A 19,167-nucleotide genomic window follows, 5' to 3' on the forward strand; every position below is an offset into this window, starting at 1 on the left:
TTTATGGATAGACATAAAGCATAAACACCTGTACCAGAAAAGAGAGAATTTCACGAGAGGGATTCGAATGCAGGCCCCCGACCACCTGTTTACTGACCTGAATGCCGCGACCATGGCGGGTGAGGCCGCATACGGGCTGATCCATGGGGCCGCGATTGCCGTTCAGGGCGGTCGGATTGTCTGGGTCGGTGCTCAGACGGAATTGCCTGCACAGTATTCGGCGCTGCCCAGAACCTCACTGGAGGGCCGTTTGGTAACGCCAGCACTGATCGACTGCCACACCCATGTGGTGCATGGCGGCCATCGCGCGGCCGAATTCGAAATGCGCCTGAACGGGGCCAGCTATGAACAGGTCGCGCGGGCCGGGGGTGGCATCATCTCGACCGTGAAGGCGACGCGCGCGGCCAGTGTCGATGACCTGATCGCGCAGGCGCTACCCCGCGTCGACGCGATGCTGGCCGAGGGCGTTTCCGTGATCGAGGTCAAATCGGGTTACGGGTTGGATCACGAAACCGAGTTGACCATGCTGCGCGCGGCCAGGGCTTTGCCCGAACACCGCCCGGTGCGCGTGGTGACCAGTTTCCTGGGTGCCCATGCAGTGCCTGCGGAATTTGCCGATCGGCCCACAGATTACATCGCCGAAATCTGCATCCCGACCCTGCGCGCCGCCCATGCCGAGGGTCTGGTCGATGCGGTAGATGCGTTCAGCGAAGCAATAGCCTTCCTGCCCGACCAGTTGGTGCCGTTGTTCGATGTGGCGCAGCAGCTTGGTCTGCCGATCAAGGTTCACGCCGAGCAACTGTCTAATCTGGGTGGTGCAAAGCTGGCCGCTTCATATGGCGCGTTGTCGGCGGACCACATCGAATATCTGGATGAAGACGGCGTTCAGGCCATGGCTGAGGCAGGTACCGTGGGCGTCATCCTACCCGGAGCGTTCTATACGCTGCGCGAGACACAGGCCCCGCCGATCGACCTGCTGCGCAAATACAATGTGCCGATGGCGCTGGCGACCGATTGCAATCCGGGCTCGGCCCCCCTGACGTCTTTGCTGCTGACGATGAACATGGCCTGCACCTTGTTTCGCATGACGCCCGAAGAGGCCTTGCAAGGGGTCACCACCAACGCCGCCCGCGCGCTGGGTCTGAGCGATTGCGGCCAGATTGCCCCCGGCCTGCGCGCCGATTTCGCGGTCTGGAACGTCTCGCACCCGGCGGAACTCGCCTATCGCATCGGCTTCAACCCGCTTCACGCCCGCATCATCGGAGGTGCGTTTTGACCCCGCTGACACTAACCCCCGGCGCTGTCTCGCTGGCGCAACTGGAACAGGTTTACCGCGAGGAATGCGCGGTGCGGCTTGACCCGGCCTGCCGCCCCGGCATCGAAGCGGCGCAGGCGCGCATTGCCGAGGCTGCGGCGGGTGAGGCGGCGGTTTACGGGGTCAATACGGGCTTTGGCAAACTGGCCAGCGTCAAGATTGCCGCCGAGGATACGGCGACCCTGCAACGTAATCTTATCCTGTCTCATTGCTGTGGTGTCGGTCCTGCGATCCCGCGCGCGGTTGCGCGGCTGATGATGGTGCTGAAACTGCTCAGCCTTGGGCGTGGCGCGTCCGGTGTGCGGCTGGAACTGATCGACCTGCTTGAAGCCATGCTCGACAAAGGCGTCACCCCGGTGATCCCGGCGCAGGGCTCGGTGGGCGCTTCGGGCGATCTGGCACCGCTGTCGCACATGGCGGCTGTCATGATGGGAGCGGGTGAAGCCGAATATGGCGGCGAGGTGATACCCGGCCACAAGGCGCTGATCGCCGCCGGTTTGACCCCGGTGGAACTCGGCCCCAAGGAAGGGTTGGCGCTGATCAACGGCACCCAGTTCTCGACCGCTTTTGCGCTGGCGGGTCTGTTTGGTGCGTGGCAGGCGGCGCAAAGCGCGTTGGTGACTTCGGCGCTGACCACGGATGCGATCATGGGGTCCACGGCCCCATTGCAACCGGAAATCCATACGTTGCGCGGCCATCGCGGCCAGATCGAGGCCGGGGCCACCATGCGCGCGCTGCTGGCCGGGTCGGTGATCCGCGAAAGCCATCGTGAGGGCGACACACGGGTTCAGGACCCTTATTGCATTCGCTGCCAACCGCAGGTGGTGGGCGCGGCGATGGATGTGCTGCGTCAGGCGGCCACCACGCTGGAGATCGAGGCAAATGCCGCCACCGACAACCCTCTGGTCCTGTCCGGGGCCGGGCTGATCGTCTCCGGCGGCAATTTCCACGCCGAACCGGTGGGCTTTGCCGCCGACATGATCGCGCTGGCCGTGGCCGAGATCGGGGCGATTGCCCAACGCCGCATCGCGCTGATTGTCGATCCGGTGCTCAGCTTTGATCTGCCGCCCTTCCTGACGCCCAATCCGGGGCTGAACTCGGGCCTGATGATTGCCGAAGTCACTACGGCCGCGCTGATGAGCGAGAACAAGCATCTGGCCAATCCTTGCGTCACGGACTCAACGCCCACCTCGGCCAATCAGGAGGATCACGTCTCGATGGCCGCCCATGGCGCGCGGCGTCTGGGACAGATGGTGACCAATCTGGAACGCATTCTTGGGGTCGAACTGCTCTGTGCTACGCAGGGCGTTGAATTCCGCGCGCCGCTGCCCACCAGCGAGGCCCTGCAGGGCGTGATGGCCCGGCTGCGCGCGGTGGTGCCGCCCCTGGGCGACGACCGCTATACCGCACCGGATATCGAAGCCGCCCATGTTCTGATTGCCCGCGGTGAGATTGCCCATGGCACAGGCATAGACATGCCGGAGCTTGGCGCATGATCGATCCGGTTGAGGTCACGCAGGGCGACAGCTCCATCGTGCTGGGCCTGCCCCATACCGGCACCTATGTACCGCCCGAGGTCGAGGCCCGGCTGAATGACCGGGGCAGGGGGCTGGACGATACCGACTGGCATATCCATCAGCTTTATGACGGGTTGCTGCCCGGTGCCACAACGGTGCGCGCCACTTTCCATCGTTATGTGATCGACGCCAACCGCGACCCGTCGGGCGTGTCGCTTTACCCCGGACAGAACACCACGACGCTGGTGCCGCTGACGGATTTTGACGGGCAGGATATCTGGGATGATCCGCCCTCCGAGGCAGAAATCGCCGAACGCCGCGCCACCTTCCACGCGCCCTATCACGCCGCGCTTGAGGCCGAATTGGCGCGGGTCAAGGCGATCCACGGTGTTGCGGTGCTGTATGATTGCCACTCGATCCGCAGTCATATCCCCTTCCTGTTTGACGGAACGCTACCGGACATGAACCTGGGCACGAATAACGGCACGACCTGCGCGCCCGAGATTGAGGCCATCGCCCATGAGTTTGCGGCCTCATCGCCCTATAGCACAGTGCTGAACGGACGGTTCAAGGGCGGCTGGACGACCCGCCATTATGGCCGCCCGGCCGAGGGGCTGCACGCCATTCAGATGGAACTGGCCCAATCCACCTACCTGACCGCCGAGCGCCCGCCGTGGTCCTATGACGAACGCAAAGCCACGCGCCTGCGCCGCTGGCTGAAAGATATACTCGACGCTATCCACGACACCGCATTGGAGCTTGCCCGATGACTGACCCTCGCAAAAACACCCGTGACGTGTACCCGCCCACCGGGCCCGAACTGAATGCCAAAAGCTGGATGACCGAGGCGCCGCTGCGGATGTTGATGAACAACCTGCACCCGGACGTGGCCGAAAACCCGCATGAGTTGGTGGTTTATGGCGGTATTGGCCGCGCGGCGCGGACGTGGAAGGATTTCGACACCATCGTCGCCAGCCTCAAGGATCTGGAAGAGGATGAAACGCTGGTGGTGCAGTCCGGCAAGCCGGTGGCGATTGTGCGCACCCACCCGGATGCGCCTCGGGTGCTGATCGCGAACTCGAACCTCGTGCCGCATTGGGCGAACTGGGATCACTTTAATGAGCTCGATAAGAAGGGCCTGATGATGTATGGCCAGATGACCGCTGGCTCGTGGATCTATATCGGCACGCAGGGCATCGTTCAGGGCACCTATGAGACCTTTGCCGAGGCCGGGCGTAAGCATTATGACGGCGACCTGACCGGCAAGTGGATTCTGACCGGCGGTTTGGGTGGTATGGGCGGCGCGCAGCCTTTGGCGGCGGTCTTTGCCGGGGCCTGCTGTCTGGCGGTCGAGTGCAACCCGGACAGCATCGATTTCCGCCTGCGCACCAAATACCTGGATGAAAAGGCCGAGACGCTGGACGAAGCGTTGGAAATGATCGACCGCTGGACCAAGGCGGGTGAGGCGAAATCCGTGGGCTTGCTGGGCAACGCAGCCGAAATCTTCCCCGAAATCTATCGGCGGATGCAGGACGGCGGCAAGCGCCCCGACATCGTCACCGACCAGACCAGCGCCCATGATCCGGTCAACGGCTATCTGCCGCTGGGCTGGACCATGGCGCAGTGGAAGGACAAGCGCGAAAGCGATCCGAAGGCCGTTGAAAAAGCGTCACGCGCCTCGATGAAACAACACGTGGCGGCGATGGTCGATTTCTGGAACGCAGGCGTGCCGACGCTGGATTACGGCAACAACATCCGGCAGGTGGCGCAGGATGAAGGGCTGGAAAACGCCTTTGCTTTCCCCGGCTTTGTCCCTGCCTATATCCGCCCGCTGTTCTGCCGTGGCATCGGCCCGTTCCGCTGGTGCGCGCTGTCGGGCGACCCGGAAGATATCTACAAGACCGACGCCAAGATGAAAGAGCTGTTCCCCGAGAACACCCATCTGCACAACTGGCTGGACATGGCGCAGGAGCGGATTGCCTTTCAGGGCCTGCCCGCGCGCATCTGCTGGATCGGGCTGGGCGACCGCCACAAGGCGGGGCTGGCTTTCAACGAAATGGTGCGCAACGGCGAGTTGAAAGCCCCCGTGGTGATCGGCCGCGACCATCTGGATTCGGGCTCGGTCGCAAGCCCGAACCGTGAGACCGAGGCGATGAAGGACGGCTCGGATGCGGTTAGCGACTGGCCGCTGCTGAATGCGCTGGTCAACACCGCCTCGGGGGCGACATGGGTGTCGTTGCACCATGGCGGCGGGGTCGGTATGGGGTTCAGCCAGCACGCAGGCGTGGTGATTTGCGCTGATGGCACGGATGAGGCTGCAAAACGGCTGGAGCGCGTTCTGTGGAACGATCCGGCCTCGGGCGTTTGGCGTCATGCCGATGCGGGGTACGAGGATGCCAAAGCCTGCGCGCGCGAACACGGGTTGCGGCTGCCGGGCATTCTGGGCTGACACCTTGTTTCTCAATTGCGTACGAGATCGTCACAGAACGACGATGCGTCATATTGGGGTGATTGGCGTATAGAGTGTTGCGTCAAAACATTTTATCGATAATAACTCCAAAGCAACGCAAGCTGCAGGAAATTTTATAGATAAAATGATCATCCCCCATTCCGGCTGGACCCGCAAAACTGCGCAAGCTGTCTATGACCTTCCGTTGATGGATCTTCTGTTCCGGGCACAAACCGTGCATCGCGAGAACTTTGATCCCAATAAGGTTCAGACCTCAAAGCTGTTGTCGATCAAAACCGGCGGCTGTGCCGAGGATTGCGCCTATTGCTCGCAATCGGCCCGCAACGGCTCGACCCTGCCGGCGTCGAAACTGATCGAGATCCAGCGCGTTCTGGCCGAGGCGAAGAAAGCCAAGGATGGCGGCGCGACGCGGTTCTGCATGGGTGCGGCGTGGCGCGAGCCCAAGCCCCGTGACATGCCTGCACTGGTCGCCATGGTCGAAGGCGTCAAGGCGATGGGCATGGAAACCTGCATGACGTTGGGCATGCTGGATGACACTCAGGTCGTACAACTGCGCGATGCGGGGCTGGACTATTACAACCACAATATCGACACCTCGGAACGCTATTATTCCGAGGTCATCACCACCCGCACCTTCAGCGACCGGATCGACACCATGAACCGTGTGCAGGAAGCCGGGATCAAGGTCTGTTCGGGCGGTATTCTGGGCATGGGTGAGCATTCGGGCGACCGCATCGACATGTTGCTGACGCTGGCCAACATGCAGCCCGCACCGGATTCGGTTCCGATCAACATGCTGATGCCGCAGGCGGACACGCCCCTGGCCGATGCCGAGCCGATTGACCCGATTGAGTTTGTGCGGATCATCGCTCTGGCCCGGATCCTGATGCCGAAATCCTATGTGCGTCTGTCCGCCGGTCGCAGCGACATGAGCGATGAGATGCAGGCCATGTGTTTCTTTGCCGGTGCGAACTCGATCTTTGTGGGTGAGACGCTGCTGACGGCCGAAAACCCCGAAGAGGATGTGGATTCGATCCTGTTCGCCAAGCTGGGTATTCAGCCCGAGACGGCAGAAGATCACGCGCAGACGGAAGCTGCCGAATGACAGCAGTCGATCGGCTGGAGTCGATGCTTGGCACGCTGGATGCGCGCCATCGTCGTCGCCATTTGGCGGCGGCGAAAGGGCTGGACTTTGCGTCGAACGACTATCTGGGGCTGGCGAGCTCGCAACTGTTGCGGGACGCCGCGCAGGACGCGGTGGCGCGTGGCGTGCCAGTGGGGTCCGGCGGGTCGCGCCTGCTGCGCGGCAACCACCCCGAACACGAAGTGCTGGAGCATGAGGCCGCCGCGTTTTTCGGTGCCGAGGCTGCCCTGTTCATGGGCGGCGGGTTTCAGGCCAATCAGGCGATCTTTTCCACCCTTCCGGCGGCAGATGATCTGGTTCTGCACGACGCGCTGGTCCATGCCAGCGCCCATGAAGGGATGCGCGCCAGCCGCGCGGATCTGCGGTCGTTCCGGCACAATGATGTAAGCGATGCCCGGGCGGTGGCGGCAGAATGGCGTGCGGCAGGGGGCACCGGGCAAATCTGGCTTGCCGTCGAAAGCGTCTATTCGATGGAGGGTGATCTTGCCCCGCTATCGGATTTCGCGACCCTTGCACGGGAATTCGATGCGATTCTCGTTGTGGACGAAGCGCACGCCACCGGCGTCTATGGCGCGCACGGAGAAGGTCTGGCGCATGATCTGGACGCGCAACTTTTGACATTGCACACTTGCGGCAAAGGGTTGGGTGTCGCCGGGGGATTGATCTGCGGACCTCGGGTGATGATCGACGCGTTGATCAACCGCGCACGACCGTTCATCTTCGCAACCGCTCCTTCGCCGCTGAACGCAGCGCTGGTGCGCGCAGCTTTGCAGGCGCTGGTCTCGGACGAAGGGCTGATACAGGCCGCGCAGGGCCGCATTCGCCATGCGCATTCGGTTGCGCGCCAGCAGGGCGTCGCCGAAACCGCCCTGAACAGCCAGATCATCCCGGTCATTCTGGGCGATGAGGCGCGCACGATGGCTATGGCCTCGGCCCTGCAAGAGCGTGCCTTTGACGTGCGCGGCATCCGCCCGCCCACCGTTCCGCGCGGCACGTCGCGCCTGAGGATCTCGATCACCGGCAATGTGGATCACGCCGACATCTCGGCCCTGTTCACCGCGCTGGCCCAACAGCAATCGGAGGCCGCATGAGCGCGCTGATCGTCACCGGCACCGATACGGGTGTCGGCAAAACCGTCTTCTCTGCCGGGCTGACCGCTGCCTTGGGGGCGACATACTGGAAGCCGGTGCAATCCGGGCTGGAAGACGCAACCGATACCGACATCGTTCGGGACCTGTCCGGTGCCGAGGTTCTGCCCGAGGCCTACCGACTGAACATGCCCGCCTCGCCCCACCTGTCCGCCGAGGATATGGGTCTGGAAATCGATGCAAAGCGCCTGTCCCTGCCGCAGGTCGAGGGGCCCTTGGTGGTCGAAGGGGCAGGGGGCCTGATGGTGCCGCTGAACCGCAAGCTGTTCTATCTGGACCTCATCGCGCAATGGGAGGCCCCGGTGGTACTGATCGCGCGGACCGCTTTGGGCACGATCAACCACACCACTTTGTCTCTGATGGCGCTGCGAAATGCAGGGTGCCGCGTGGTGGGCGTGGCTTTTGTGGGCGAACCCGAGCCGGATGTGGAACAGACCATCGTCCAGATGTGCGATTTGCGTCATCTGGGGCGTCTGCCCATGCTGCCCGACCTGTCTCGTGACGCTCTGGCCAACGCATTCCAGGCCATCGACGTCGATGCCATCCGGGGGGCGCTATGACCCCTCTGGATTTTGACGCCCGCCACCTGTGGCACCCCTATACCAACGTGGCTGACCCCGGCCCGATGCACCTGATCGACCGGGCCGAGGGGGTGTATCTGTACCGCGAAGACGGCACGAAGATGATCGACGCCATGTCCTCTTGGTGGTGCGCGATCCATGGGCACAAGCACCCCGAGATTACCTCAGCTATGCAGCGTCAGCTGGAGAAGATGCCGCATGTGATGTTCGGCGGTCTGACCCATCACCCGGCCATCGATCTGGGGCGCAGGATGGTCGACATGCTGCCCGAGGGGCTGGACCGGATATTCTACTGCGACAGCGGCTCGGTCTCGGTCGAGGTGTCGATGAAAATGGCGGTGCAGTATCAGATGGCCCATGGCCGCACCGGCAAGGTCGAGTTTGCGACCGTCCGGGGCGGCTATCACGGTGATACGTGGAAAGCGATGAGCGTCTGTGACCCGGTCACCGGGATGCATGGGCTGTTCCGTGGTGCATTGTCGATCCAGCACTTCCTGCCGCGCCCGCATGTGCGGCTGGACGACGAATGGCCCGAGGATTCAGCGCGAAACGGTCTTGAGCCGCTGGAACGCCTGCTTGACGAAAAGGGCGACCAGCTTGCGGCACTGATCCTTGAACCCGTCGTGCAGGGCACTGGGGGGATGTATTTCTATCACCCCGAATGGCTGCGCGCGGCGCGGGCCTTGTGTGACGCCCACAACGTTCTGATCATCTTTGACGAGATTGCAACCGGCTTTGGCCGCACCGGCAAGCTGTTTGCCATTGATCATGCGGGTGTTACACCTGACATCCTGTGTCTGGGCAAGGCGCTGACGGGCGGGCATATTTCGTTCGCGGCGACGGTGACCAGTGAGAAGATCGCCTATGGCATCGGCAACAGCGAGGCGGGCGTGTTCATGCACGGTCCAACCTATATGGCCAACCCGTTGGCCTGTGTCGCGGGTTCGGCCAGCCTTAGCCTTCTGGCCGAAGGTCGTTGGACCGGGCAGGTGGCTGCCATCGAAAACCAGATGCGGATCGAACTGGAACCGGCCCGCCACCTGTCGGGCGTCGCCGATGTCAGGGTCCTGGGCGCGATCGGCGTGATCGAGATGAAGGATACCGTTGATCCCCGGAACGCACACCGCCTTGCCCCGCAAACCGGCGTCTGGCTGCGCCCCTTTGCGCGCAACATCTACACGATGCCGCCCTACATCATCTCGGCTGATGAACTGAGCCGCGTCACGGCGGCCATGGTCGCGCTGGCCGGAGGTGCGCAGTGAAGCATCAGTGGCTGTCACGCTCGGACGGGACCGACCTGACCCTTGTCTTTGGGGGTTGGGCACTGGGGGCTGCGCCTTTTGATGGTCTGACCGATGCGGACAACCTGTTGCTTGTTCAGGATTACACGCAGATCGATGCGCCACTACCGTTGGATGGGTTTGATCGCGTTCGCCTTCTGGCGTTTTCTTTCGGGGTTGCCTCGGCAGCGCATTGGCTGGCGCAGACCGGTTTCCGGCCTGACCGGCTGGTTGCCGTCAGCGGGACGCTGAACCCGGCCAGCGCCGAATTTGGCATCGCACCCGACCTGATCCGCGCTACGGCGGACAACCTGTCAGAGGCGAGTTTCACCAAATTCTGCCGCCGGGCCGGATTGATTGGGCAGGCACCCGCGCTGGACATTGCCGCCGCACGTGCCGAACTGCTTGCCGTGATCGACAGGGGCGCGGCCCACGATCCTGGCTTTGACCGCATCTGGATACCGCAGCGGGATCGCGTCATCCCCACCACCGCGCAAGAGGCCGCATGGGCGGATCGGTCAGACATTATCCGGCGCGTCGATACCCCTCATGTCCAGTTTGCGGCGGGTCAAAGCTGGGCGGAGTGGTTTGCATGACAGTCCATCTGACAGACAAGGTGCAACGCAGTTTCAGCCGCAGTTTTCACACCTATCACGATGCGGCAAACCAGCAGGCCTGGGTGGCCGAGAAGCTGGTGGACGAGTTACATCGGCTGGGCGCGCCCAATCAGTATCGGGCGGGCTTCGAACTTGGCTGCGGCACCGGGCATCTGAGCCGTTTGTTGCGCGCGCAGTTCTCGGTTGATCACCTGAGCCTGAACGACATCGCCCCGCAGGCCCGCGAAACGGCACATGCGGTGGATGCCGGATTTATCGAAGGTGACGCGCGGCAGGTATCCTGGCCCGCGCATATCGATCTGCTGGTATCTGCCTCGATGATCCAGTGGATGGAGAACCCGGCTGATCTGTTGCGCAAAGCGGCCAAGGCTTTGGCCCCCGGCGGTTGGTTTGCCGTGTCTGGTTTCGGCCCCAAACAGTATCAGGAACTGCGGCAGATCGGATCCGCTGCGCAGGCACCGGGCCTGTGCGGGGCGGATGAAATGCGCGCAGCTATTGAAGATGTGCTGATCGTCAAATCCGCGGGTGAGAGTCTGCGGCCCTCTTATTTTGCCACCCCGCGCGACGTGCTGCGACACCTGCGGAACACCGGCGTGAATGGCCGCGCGCAACGTGCCTGGACCAAGTCGACGCTGGCCCGGTTCGAACAGGACTATTGGACGGAATTCGGCGACGGGCAGGGCGTGCCGCTGACCTACCATCCGGTCTGGATCATTGCCCAGAAACCCGAAGGCTAGTCCTTTACCACCAGATCAATTTCGTTCTCGGCCAACATGTCGCAAATGCCCTGCGACGGCTGGGTGTCGGTGAAAAACAGGTTGATCTTCGACGGAACCTCAAGCGTCACGGGGGCCCGTTTGCCCAGCTTTTCGCCATCGGCCACCACCACACGCACCTGAGCGTTGTCGATTGCGATCCGCGCCAGATTGGCCTCTTGCAAATCATGCAGCATGAAGCCCAGATCGGCGTTTACCGCCCCGACCGACAGGATCGCAAAGCGGACGTTCAATCGCCTGATCAACTCCTGCGCTTCCACCCCGAACGCGCCGCCGTCATGGGGGCGCAACTCACCCCCGGCCATGAACACGCGGTTGTTGTTATGCGCGGCCAGGGTGTTGGCCACGACAACCGAATTTGTCACCACAAACAGGTCCTTGTGATCCCGAAGGGCCTGCGCCACATAGGCTGTCGTCGACCCGATATCGAGGAACAGGGAATCCCCGTCGCTGATGATCTCGGCGACGGCTTTGGCCAGCTTTTCCTTGGCGTCGACCTTGCTGTCCAACCGGCTTTCCAGCGAAGGTTCCAGCAGGTTTTCGACCAGATGAACGCCGCCATGGACTTTGCGGACGATACTGCGCTCTTCCAGATTTCGCACATTGCGGCGGATGGTTTCCAACGTCACGCCAAGTTCATTGGCCAGCACGCTGACCCGACAGGATCCGCCCGACCGGAACAGGGCGCGCAAAATCTCATCTTCTCGCTGATTTGTGGTTTTCAGGTTCATTGGGTCCATGGTGATGGCAGTAGTTGGCACTAGGGGTACCACAACTACCACATAAAGCAACGCAATTGCCAGAATTTGCGCGGTTAGGTTTTAAATTGAGAGTATTTATGTGGCTTAACGTGGTTTTTATTGACACAAAACCCCACAATGTGGTCGTCTTTCAATAATACCACCGATTCACAAAGAAAAACCACGACAGGGAGATGGTATAATGCAACTCAAACTGGGACTTAGCGTATTGGCTTTGGCGGTTGCGGGCGTGACCTCGGCGGGGGCTGTGGAATCCTCGGACCCGATCAAGCTGACGCTGCATGACTGGTCAGGGCAATTGATCAACACCAAGATCATGGGCTCGATCCTGCAAGAGGCGGGGTATAATGTCGAATACGTGCAGGCCGATTACATCGCACAGTTTGCGGGCCTGAAAACCGGCGATCTGCATCTGGCGATGGAGATCTGGGAAACCACCGGGCGCGAGGCGCTGGATGAGGCGACCGCCACCGGCAACGTCGTGAACGTGGGCGAAACCGGCCTGATGGCGATCGAGGAATGGTGGTATCCGTCCTATATGAAAGACCGCTGCCCCGGCCTGCCGAACTGGGAGGCGTTGAAAGACTGCGCCGAGGAATTTGCCACCGCCGAAACCGCGCCGAACGGGCGTTATGTAGGTGGTCCTGTGACCTGGGGCGGCTTCGACGAAGAACGTGTCGAAGCGCTGGAGCTTGAGTTCGAGGTTGTCCATGCGGGCACCGACGCGGCTTTGTTCGCCGAATTGGAATCCGCCTATCAGCGCGAAGATCCAATCATGCTGTGGGTCTACGTTCCTCATTGGGCGCCGGCAAAATATGATGGTGAATTCGTTGAATTCCCGCCGTTTTCCCCGGAATGCTACGCAGATCCGTCAGTCGGGGTGAACCCCGATCTGGCCTATGACTGCGGCAAGCCGCGCGGCCCGATCTGGAAGGCGGCCTGGTCCGGTTTGCAGGAAAAATGGCCGGGTGCGTATGCCATCATCGAAGCCTACAGCATCAATAACGATGAGATGAGCGCGATGGTCGGCAAGGCAGATCTGGACGGCGTCGAGATTGATACCGTTGTTGCAGATTGGATGGGGGCCAATAAAGACCGCTGGTCTGGCTGGATCTCCAAGTAATCTGCATTGGCCGGAGCGGTCACCCTGTTCTCCCCAACCGCTCCGGCTTACCCGGCCTTTCAATCGGACGTCCCAGATGACCCCCAAGACCAAATTGTCCTGCCGTAACGTGTGGAAACTCTACGGTCCGAATGCGGATGCGCTGTTGCGGCAAAATCCGAACCCGTCGGCTGATGACATCCGCAAGGCGGGCGTGATCGGCGCGGTGCGCAACGCCAATATCGACATCGCCGAAGGTGAGATTTTCATCATCATGGGCCTGTCCGGCTCGGGCAAATCCACGCTGGTCCGCTGCCTGTCGCGGCTGATCGAACCCACGGGCGGAGAGGTTCTGTTTGACGATGCCGATCTGCTGCGCGCCAGCGACAAGGAGTTGATCGAGATCCGCCGCCACAAGATGGGCATGGTGTTCCAGCATTTCGCCCTGCTGCCGCATCTGACCGTTTTGCAGAACGTGATGTTCCCGCTGACCATTCAGGCCACACCCAAGGCTGAGGCCGATGTCAAAGCCCGCGAGGTGGTGGAACTGGTCGGGCTGAAAGGGCGCGAGGATTATTACCCGCGCGAGCTTTCGGGCGGTCAGCAGCAGCGCGTCGGCATCGCCCGCTCGCTGGTGACGGAACCGGATCTGTGGTTTCTGGACGAGCCGTTCTCGGCGCTCGATCCGCTGATCCGGCGCGAAATGCAGGATGAGTTTCTGCGCCTGCAGGAGCGGCTGCACAAGACAATCGTCTTCATCACCCATGACTTCGAAGAGGCCGTCCGTCTGGCCGACCGCATCGCTATCATGAAAGACGGAGAGGTGATCCAGATCGCCACCCCGGAAGAGTTGGTGATGCACCCGGCCACCGATTATGTGGCTGAATTTACGAAACATATACCCCGTTCGAAGGTTCTGACCGTTGGCGGCGTCATGACCCCCGGCGCGGGTGGTCAGGGCGACCCGATCCCGCAATCCACCCGCGTCTCGGACGTGGCGGAACGGATCATCGCGGCCGATGCGCCGATCCCGGTTTCAGACGACACCGGCCAGATCGTCGGGGCCATCGACCGCAAGGCCGTGGCGCATGTGCTGTTCGGTGACGGGGACGCCGCATGATCCGCCTGAGCCGCAGCCAGATTGTCATCCTGTCGCTTGTGCTGATCACGATCCTGCTGGGCTGGTTCGGCCGCGATCTGGGGAAGGCTCTGGATGCGCGCTGGCTGACCAAGTTCCCCTCGGCCTGGGTGATCCCGTTCAAGACCTATATTTCCTCGGCGATGACATGGCTGATCGAGGATGCCGCAATTGGCCCGGTCTCGTTTACCGATGTGACCCGCGCCATCGCGTGGCTGATCGAGCAGCCCTATAATCTGGTACTGGCCCTGCTGGCCGACGGGTTTGTCAGCGGTCAGGGCAATGACGCGCAGATCATCCTGCCCGCGATCAGCTGGATCGTGGTGATCACCGCCGTGATCGCTTTGGGGCAATATTGCCGCGATTGGGGACTGGCCGCGCTGGTCGGGGCCTGTTTCATCTATCTCGCCGTCTTTGGACAATGGGACAGTGCGATGGTGACGCTGGCGTCAGTCCTGATCGCCGTGCCGATTGGCGCAGGCGGAGGATTGTTGCTGGGCATTCTCGCCTATCGCCATCCGTTGTTCGAAAAGATCATCTCACCCATTCTGGACCTGATGCAGACGATCCCGATCTTTGCCTATCTGGTGCCGATCCTGTTCATGTTCGGCTTTGGTCCGATCTCGGCGCTGGTTGCTACGATCATCTACGCCACCCCGCCGATGGTGCGGATCACGACGCTGGCGCTGAAGGGCGTGGACCCCGAGATACTGGATTTCGGACGTATGGCAGGTACAACCCAGCGGCAATTGATGTGGCGCGTGCTGGTGCCCTCGGCCAGTCACAGCCTGATGGTGGGTGTTAATCAGGTGATCATGCTGACGCTGAACATGGTCATCATCGCCTCGATGATCGGGGCCGGAGGGCTGGGGTTCGACGTCCTCGCCGCGCTGCGCCGTCTGGATATTGGGGCGGGGTTCGAGGCAGGGATCGCCATCGTGGTTCTGGCCATTGCCGTTGATCGACTGAGCCAGGCTTTCGCCGAGCGCATGGGGCAGGTGCATCATGAACAGCTGGGCGCGTGGATCGCGCGCCATCGCCGCACGGTTCTGGTGCTGATCCTGCTGGTGCTGACATGGGTGCTGGGCCAGTTCTCGCCCCTGTTGCTGGAATATCCCGAAGGTCAGACCATCACGACGGGCGCGTTCTGGGACAACACGGTCGAATACCTGAACGTCAACTATTTCGACACGTTCGAGGCGATCAAGGTCTTTTTCCTCACGTGGTTCATGATCCCGATCAAAACGGTGCTGCTGGGCATCCCGTGGCCCTGGGCGATCGCGATGCTGACCCTGCTGGGCTGGCACGCGGGCGGTTGGCGGCTGGCGCTGCTGTGCGGAGGCATGGCCTCGCTGATCCTTGTGTCGGGCCTGTGGTCCAAGGCGATGGTGACGGTATATCTGTGCGGCGCGTCGGTGATTTTGGCGACGCTGATCGGGGTGCCTCTGGGCGTGCTGGCGGCGTTGAACAAGCGGGCCGGGGCGGTGATCAACCTGCTGATCGACACGCTGCAAACCCTGCCCAGCTTTGTCTACCTGATCCCCGTGGTGATGCTGTTCCGGGTTGGCGATTTCACCGCCCTGATCGCCATCGTCCTTTATGCGCTGGCCCCGGCGGTGCGCTATGCCGCGCATGGGGTGCGTTCGGTCAGTGAGGAGCTGATCGAGGCCGGTCTGGTCTCGGGCTGCACCCGCGCGCAACTGTTGCGCCATATCCGCCTGCCGATGGCCTTGCCCGAGATCCTGCTGGGCATCAACCAGACCATCATGCTGGCGCTGTCGATGCTGGTGATTACCGCGCTCGTCGGCACCCGCGATCTGGGGCAAGAGGTCTACATTGCCCTGACCAAGGCCGACACGGGCCGGGGTCTGGTGGCCGGTCTGTCGATTGCCTTCATTGCCATCATCGCCGACCGGCTGATCAACGCCAGCGCCCGTCAGGCCCGCATCCGCTTTGGACTGGAGAATTGACATGAGCCAATCCGATCTGATGACCCGCATCCATGCTCTGCCGATCTGGCAGGGTGAGATCGAGGCCACTCCGCTGACCGGCGGCATCACCAATGTGAACTACAAGGTTACGGATACCAGCGGGTCCTATGTTGTGCGTGTCGGCGACGATATCCCACTGCATCAGGTCATGCGCTTCAACGAGATGGCCGCCACCAAGGCCGCCCACGCCGCAGGTCTTTCGCCTGCGGTGGTCCATGCCTCGGGCGATCTAACGGTGTTGGAGTTCATCGCAAGCCGCACCCTGACGGAAGAGGATGTGTGCCACCCCGACATGCTGCCCCGTGTGCTGGATCTGGTAAAGCGATGCCATATCGAGGTGCCCAAATACCTGCGCGGCCCGTCTCTGGTATTCTGGGTGTTCCACGTCATCCGCGATTATGCCGCGACGCTGACCGAACGCGGCAGCACCCATGCGGCCGTGATCCCGGAACTGGTGCAAACCGGGAACGGGCTTGAAACCGAGGCCGGGCCATATGACATGGTCTTTGGCCATAACGATCTGCTCTGCGGCAACTTTCTGGACGATGGCACCCGCCTGTGGCTGATCGATTTCGACTATGCCGGGTTCAACTCGCCGCTGTTCGATCTGGGCGGGCTGGCCTCGAACAACGGGCTTTCACCGGATCAAGAAGATTGGATGCTGGAGGCCTATTTCCAGACCCCCGTCACCGACGACCTGCGCCACCGCTATACGGCGATGAAATGCGCCTCGCTGCTGCGCGAAACGATGTGGAGCATGGTGTCCGAGATCACCTCGGATATCGACTTTGACTATGCGGCCTACACGGCTGAAAACCTCGCGCGGTTCCGCGCGGCCCTTACCGATTTCAAAAATACCTGAGGACAGACATGACCGACCTTCCGACAACAGCCAAAGCCGTCATTATCGGCGGCGGGATCATCGGCTGCTCGACCGCGTATCACCTGGCCAAGCTGGGCTGGACCGACACGGTGCTGCTGGAACGCAAGAAACTGACCTCGGGCACCACCTTTCACGCCGCCGGGCTGGTGGGGCAATTGCGTTCGAACGCCAATATCACGCAATTGCTGGGCTATTCGGTCGATCTGTATAACAAGATCGAAGAAGAAACCGGCCTCGGTACCGGCTGGAAAATGAACGGTGGCCTGCGGCTGGCCTGTAACGAGGAACGCTGGACCGAGGTCAAACGACAGGCCACCACCGCGCATTCCTTTGGTCTGGACATGCAATTGCTCACGCCCTCCGAGGCGCAGGAACTGTGGCCGCTGATGGACGTCTCGGACGTGATCGGTGCGGCCTATCTGCCGACGGATGGGCAGGCGAACCCCTCAGACATCACGCAGGCGCTGGCCAAAGGTGCCCGCATGGCCGGAGCGAAGATTTTCGAGGACACCAAGGTCACCGATATCGAGATCGAAGATGGCAAGATCCGCGCCGTGATCACCGAACATGGCCGCATCGAATGCGAAAAGGTAATCTGCTGTGCCGGTCAGTGGACCCGCACCTTTGCCGGGCGCTTTGGGGTGAACGTGCCACTGGTGCCGATGGAGCATCAGTATATGGTGACTGAGCCCTTTGACGTGCCCGGTAACCTGCCGACCCTGCGCGACCCCGACCGGCTGACCTACTACAAGGAAGAAGTCGGCGGGCTGGTCATGGGCGGGTACGAGCCGAACCCGATCCCGTGGGCCACGAAGGGCATTCCGCAGGGCTTCCACTACACGCTGCTCGACAGCAATTTCGACCATTTCGAACAGTTGATGGAACTGGCGCTGGGTCGTGTGCCCGCTTTGGAAAACGCAGGGGTCAAAACCCTGACCAACGGGCCGGAAAGCTTTACGCCTGACGGCAATTTCATCATCGGCGAAGCGCCCGAATTGAACAATTTCTTCGTCGGCGCGGGCTTCAACGCCTTTGGCATCGCCGCAGGCGGCGGCGCGGGTATGGCGCTGGCTGAATGGGTGCACAAGGGCGAGCCGCCGTTCGACCTGTGGTCTGCCGATATTCGCCGCTTTGGCCGCCCGCATTTCGACACCGACTGGGTCCGCACCCGCACGGTCGAGGCATATGGCAAGCACTACACAATGGGCTGGCCGCATGAGGAGCATGACTCGGGCCGCCCCTGCCGCAAGTCGCCGCTCTATGACACGCTGAAATCACAGGGCGCGTGTTTTGGTGAGAAACTGGGGTGGGAGCGTCCCAATTGGTATGCGGATACCTCGCTGGGTGAGACGCCCAAAGACGCATACAGCTTTGGTCGCCAGAACTGGTTCGCCGCTGTGGGCCGGGAACACAAGGCAGCGCGGGAGGCAGCGGTGCTGTTCGACCAGACCTCATTTGCCAAATTTGCCCTGAAGGGGCCGGATGCACTGGCCGCGATGAACTGGATCTGCGCCAATGACGTGGACAAGCCGGTGGGCGCGCTGACCTATACCCAGATGCTGAATGACAAGGGCGGGATCGAATGTGACCTGACTGTGGGCCGCGTTGCACATGATGAGTTCTACATCGTCACCGGCACCGGCTTTGCCACCCATGATTTCGACTGGATCAGCCGCAATATCCCCGAAGGCATGAATTGCCAGCTGTTCGACATCACCTCATCCAACGCCGTGCTGTCGCTGATGGGACCAAAGGCGCGGGATATACTGGCGGCGGTGACGCGCGATGATGTCTCGAATGACGGGTTCAAATTCGGCACGATCCGCACCATCGGCATTGCCGGTTGCCCGGTCAAAGCCCTGCGCGTGACCTATGTTGGGGAACTTGGGTGGGAGTTGCACCTGCCGGTGGAATACGCCCAGACGGTATACGCCGCGCTGATGCAGGCGGGTCAGCCCCATGGTCTGGTCAACGCAGGCTACCGCGCCATTGAATCGCTGCGGCTTGAAAAAGGCTATCGCGCCTGGGGGGCGGAAATCGGGCCAGATCATACGCCGTTCGAAAGCGGGCTGGGCTGGGCCGTGAAACTGCGCAAGGATGTCGATTTCAAAGGCCGCGCGGCGTCTGAAAAACAAAAATCCGAGGGCGTCAAAAAGATGCTCGCCTGTTTCACCGTCGACCCGGATGTGGTTCTGCTGGGCCGCGAGACGATCTATCGTGATGGCAAGCGCGTCGGCTGGCTGACCTCGGGCGGCTATGGCTACACGGTGGGTAAATCCATCGGCTACGGCTATGTCCGCAATCCGGACGGCGTTGATGCGGAGTTTGTTACCTCTGGCACCTATGAGCTTGAGGTTGCGACCCGGCGCGTGCCGTGTCAGGTCTCGCTACAGCCGCTTTACGATCCGAAAATGGACCGGATCAAGGCGTGACCCGAATGCAGT

16 protein-coding genes are annotated in these 19,167 nt (G+C 61.8%); 15 read left to right on the top strand and 1 reads right to left on the bottom strand.

The features are described 5' to 3' along the window. Positions 1-67: 67 nt before the first annotated feature. From hutI to ACR0KX_RS12775, 10 genes are all read left to right on the top strand, one after another. Complete coding sequence (hutI, locus tag ACR0KX_RS12730; RefSeq protein WP_170453861.1) at positions 68-1,276, top strand: imidazolonepropionase; 1,209 nt, start codon at positions 68-70, stop codon at positions 1,274-1,276. Continuing rightward, the gene (gene hutH / locus ACR0KX_RS12735) at positions 1,273-2,811 is read left to right on the top strand and encodes a histidine ammonia-lyase (RefSeq protein ID WP_170622203.1); all 1,539 of its coding nucleotides are present in this window, start codon (positions 1,273-1,275) and stop codon (positions 2,809-2,811) included. Before hutI ends, hutH begins: the two co-directional genes overlap by 4 nt. After that, positions 2,808-3,602 (top strand): N-formylglutamate deformylase, encoded by a 795-nt coding sequence (gene hutG, locus ACR0KX_RS12740; RefSeq protein WP_480708479.1) that lies wholly within the window; start codon positions 2,808-2,810, stop codon positions 3,600-3,602. Before hutH ends, hutG begins: the two co-directional genes overlap by 4 nt. Continuing rightward, the gene (gene hutU, locus ACR0KX_RS12745; RefSeq protein WP_170622201.1) at positions 3,599-5,281 is read left to right on the top strand and encodes a urocanate hydratase; all 1,683 of its coding nucleotides are present in this window, start codon (positions 3,599-3,601) and stop codon (positions 5,279-5,281) included. The genes hutG and hutU overlap by 4 nt, the downstream gene beginning before the upstream one ends. Before the next feature lie 145 nt (positions 5,282-5,426). Further along, positions 5,427-6,407, top strand: coding sequence for a biotin synthase BioB (gene bioB, locus ACR0KX_RS12750; RefSeq protein WP_170453854.1), 981 nt, complete (start codon positions 5,427-5,429; stop codon positions 6,405-6,407). Then, a complete protein-coding gene (locus ACR0KX_RS12755) occupies positions 6,404-7,537 on the top strand; it encodes an 8-amino-7-oxononanoate synthase (RefSeq protein ID WP_170622200.1) in 1,134 nt (377 codons plus the stop codon). The genes bioB and ACR0KX_RS12755 overlap by 4 nt, the downstream gene beginning before the upstream one ends. Continuing rightward, on the top strand, positions 7,534-8,154 hold the full coding sequence (gene bioD, locus ACR0KX_RS12760) for a dethiobiotin synthase (protein WP_170622199.1): 621 nt from the start codon (positions 7,534-7,536) through the stop codon (positions 8,152-8,154). Before ACR0KX_RS12755 ends, bioD begins: the two co-directional genes overlap by 4 nt. Continuing rightward, positions 8,151-9,437, top strand: coding sequence for an adenosylmethionine--8-amino-7-oxononanoate transaminase (bioA, locus tag ACR0KX_RS12765; protein ID WP_170622198.1), 1,287 nt, complete (start codon positions 8,151-8,153; stop codon positions 9,435-9,437). The genes bioD and bioA overlap by 4 nt, the downstream gene beginning before the upstream one ends. Beyond that, positions 9,434-10,051 carry a pimeloyl-ACP methyl esterase BioG family protein gene (locus ACR0KX_RS12770; RefSeq protein WP_170622197.1) on the top strand — a complete coding sequence of 206 codons (618 nt, stop codon included), beginning with the start codon at positions 9,434-9,436 and terminating at the stop codon, positions 10,049-10,051. The genes bioA and ACR0KX_RS12770 overlap by 4 nt, the downstream gene beginning before the upstream one ends. Beyond that, positions 10,048-10,809: a methyltransferase domain-containing protein gene (locus tag ACR0KX_RS12775; protein WP_170622196.1), complete on the top strand. Its 762-nt coding sequence runs from the start codon at positions 10,048-10,050 to the stop codon at positions 10,807-10,809. Before ACR0KX_RS12770 ends, ACR0KX_RS12775 begins: the two co-directional genes overlap by 4 nt. Here the strand turns inward: ACR0KX_RS12775 and ACR0KX_RS12780 are convergent. After that, entirely contained in the window at positions 10,806-11,609 is an 804-nt protein-coding gene (locus ACR0KX_RS12780; RefSeq protein WP_480708480.1) for a DeoR/GlpR family DNA-binding transcription regulator, read from the bottom strand. The two genes, ACR0KX_RS12775 and ACR0KX_RS12780, sit on opposite strands and share 4 nt — an antisense overlap. A 181-nt stretch (positions 11,610-11,790) precedes the next feature. On the opposite strand from ACR0KX_RS12780, the gene ACR0KX_RS12785 reads away from it, so the two are divergent. From ACR0KX_RS12785 to ACR0KX_RS12805, 5 genes are all read left to right on the top strand, one after another. Then, positions 11,791-12,732, top strand: a complete 942-nt coding sequence (locus ACR0KX_RS12785) for an ABC transporter substrate-binding protein (RefSeq protein WP_170622195.1) — start codon at positions 11,791-11,793, stop codon at positions 12,730-12,732. A 76-nt stretch (positions 12,733-12,808) separates the two neighbouring features. Continuing rightward, positions 12,809-13,831: a betaine/proline/choline family ABC transporter ATP-binding protein gene (locus ACR0KX_RS12790; RefSeq protein WP_170622194.1), complete on the top strand. Its 1,023-nt coding sequence runs from the start codon at positions 12,809-12,811 to the stop codon at positions 13,829-13,831. Continuing rightward, entirely contained in the window at positions 13,828-15,819 is a 1,992-nt protein-coding gene (locus ACR0KX_RS12795; RefSeq protein WP_170622193.1) for an ABC transporter permease subunit, read from the top strand. Before ACR0KX_RS12790 ends, ACR0KX_RS12795 begins: the two co-directional genes overlap by 4 nt. 1 nt (position 15,820) lies before the next feature. Continuing rightward, positions 15,821-16,702, top strand: a complete 882-nt coding sequence (locus ACR0KX_RS12800; RefSeq protein ID WP_170622192.1) for a choline/ethanolamine kinase family protein — start codon at positions 15,821-15,823, stop codon at positions 16,700-16,702. Between the two features lie 8 nt (positions 16,703-16,710). Next, positions 16,711-19,155: an FAD-dependent oxidoreductase gene (locus ACR0KX_RS12805; protein WP_170622191.1), complete on the top strand. Its 2,445-nt coding sequence runs from the start codon at positions 16,711-16,713 to the stop codon at positions 19,153-19,155. Positions 19,156-19,167: the final 12 nt, after the last annotated feature.

This window comes from Ruegeria sp. BG5, assembly GCF_056538425.1.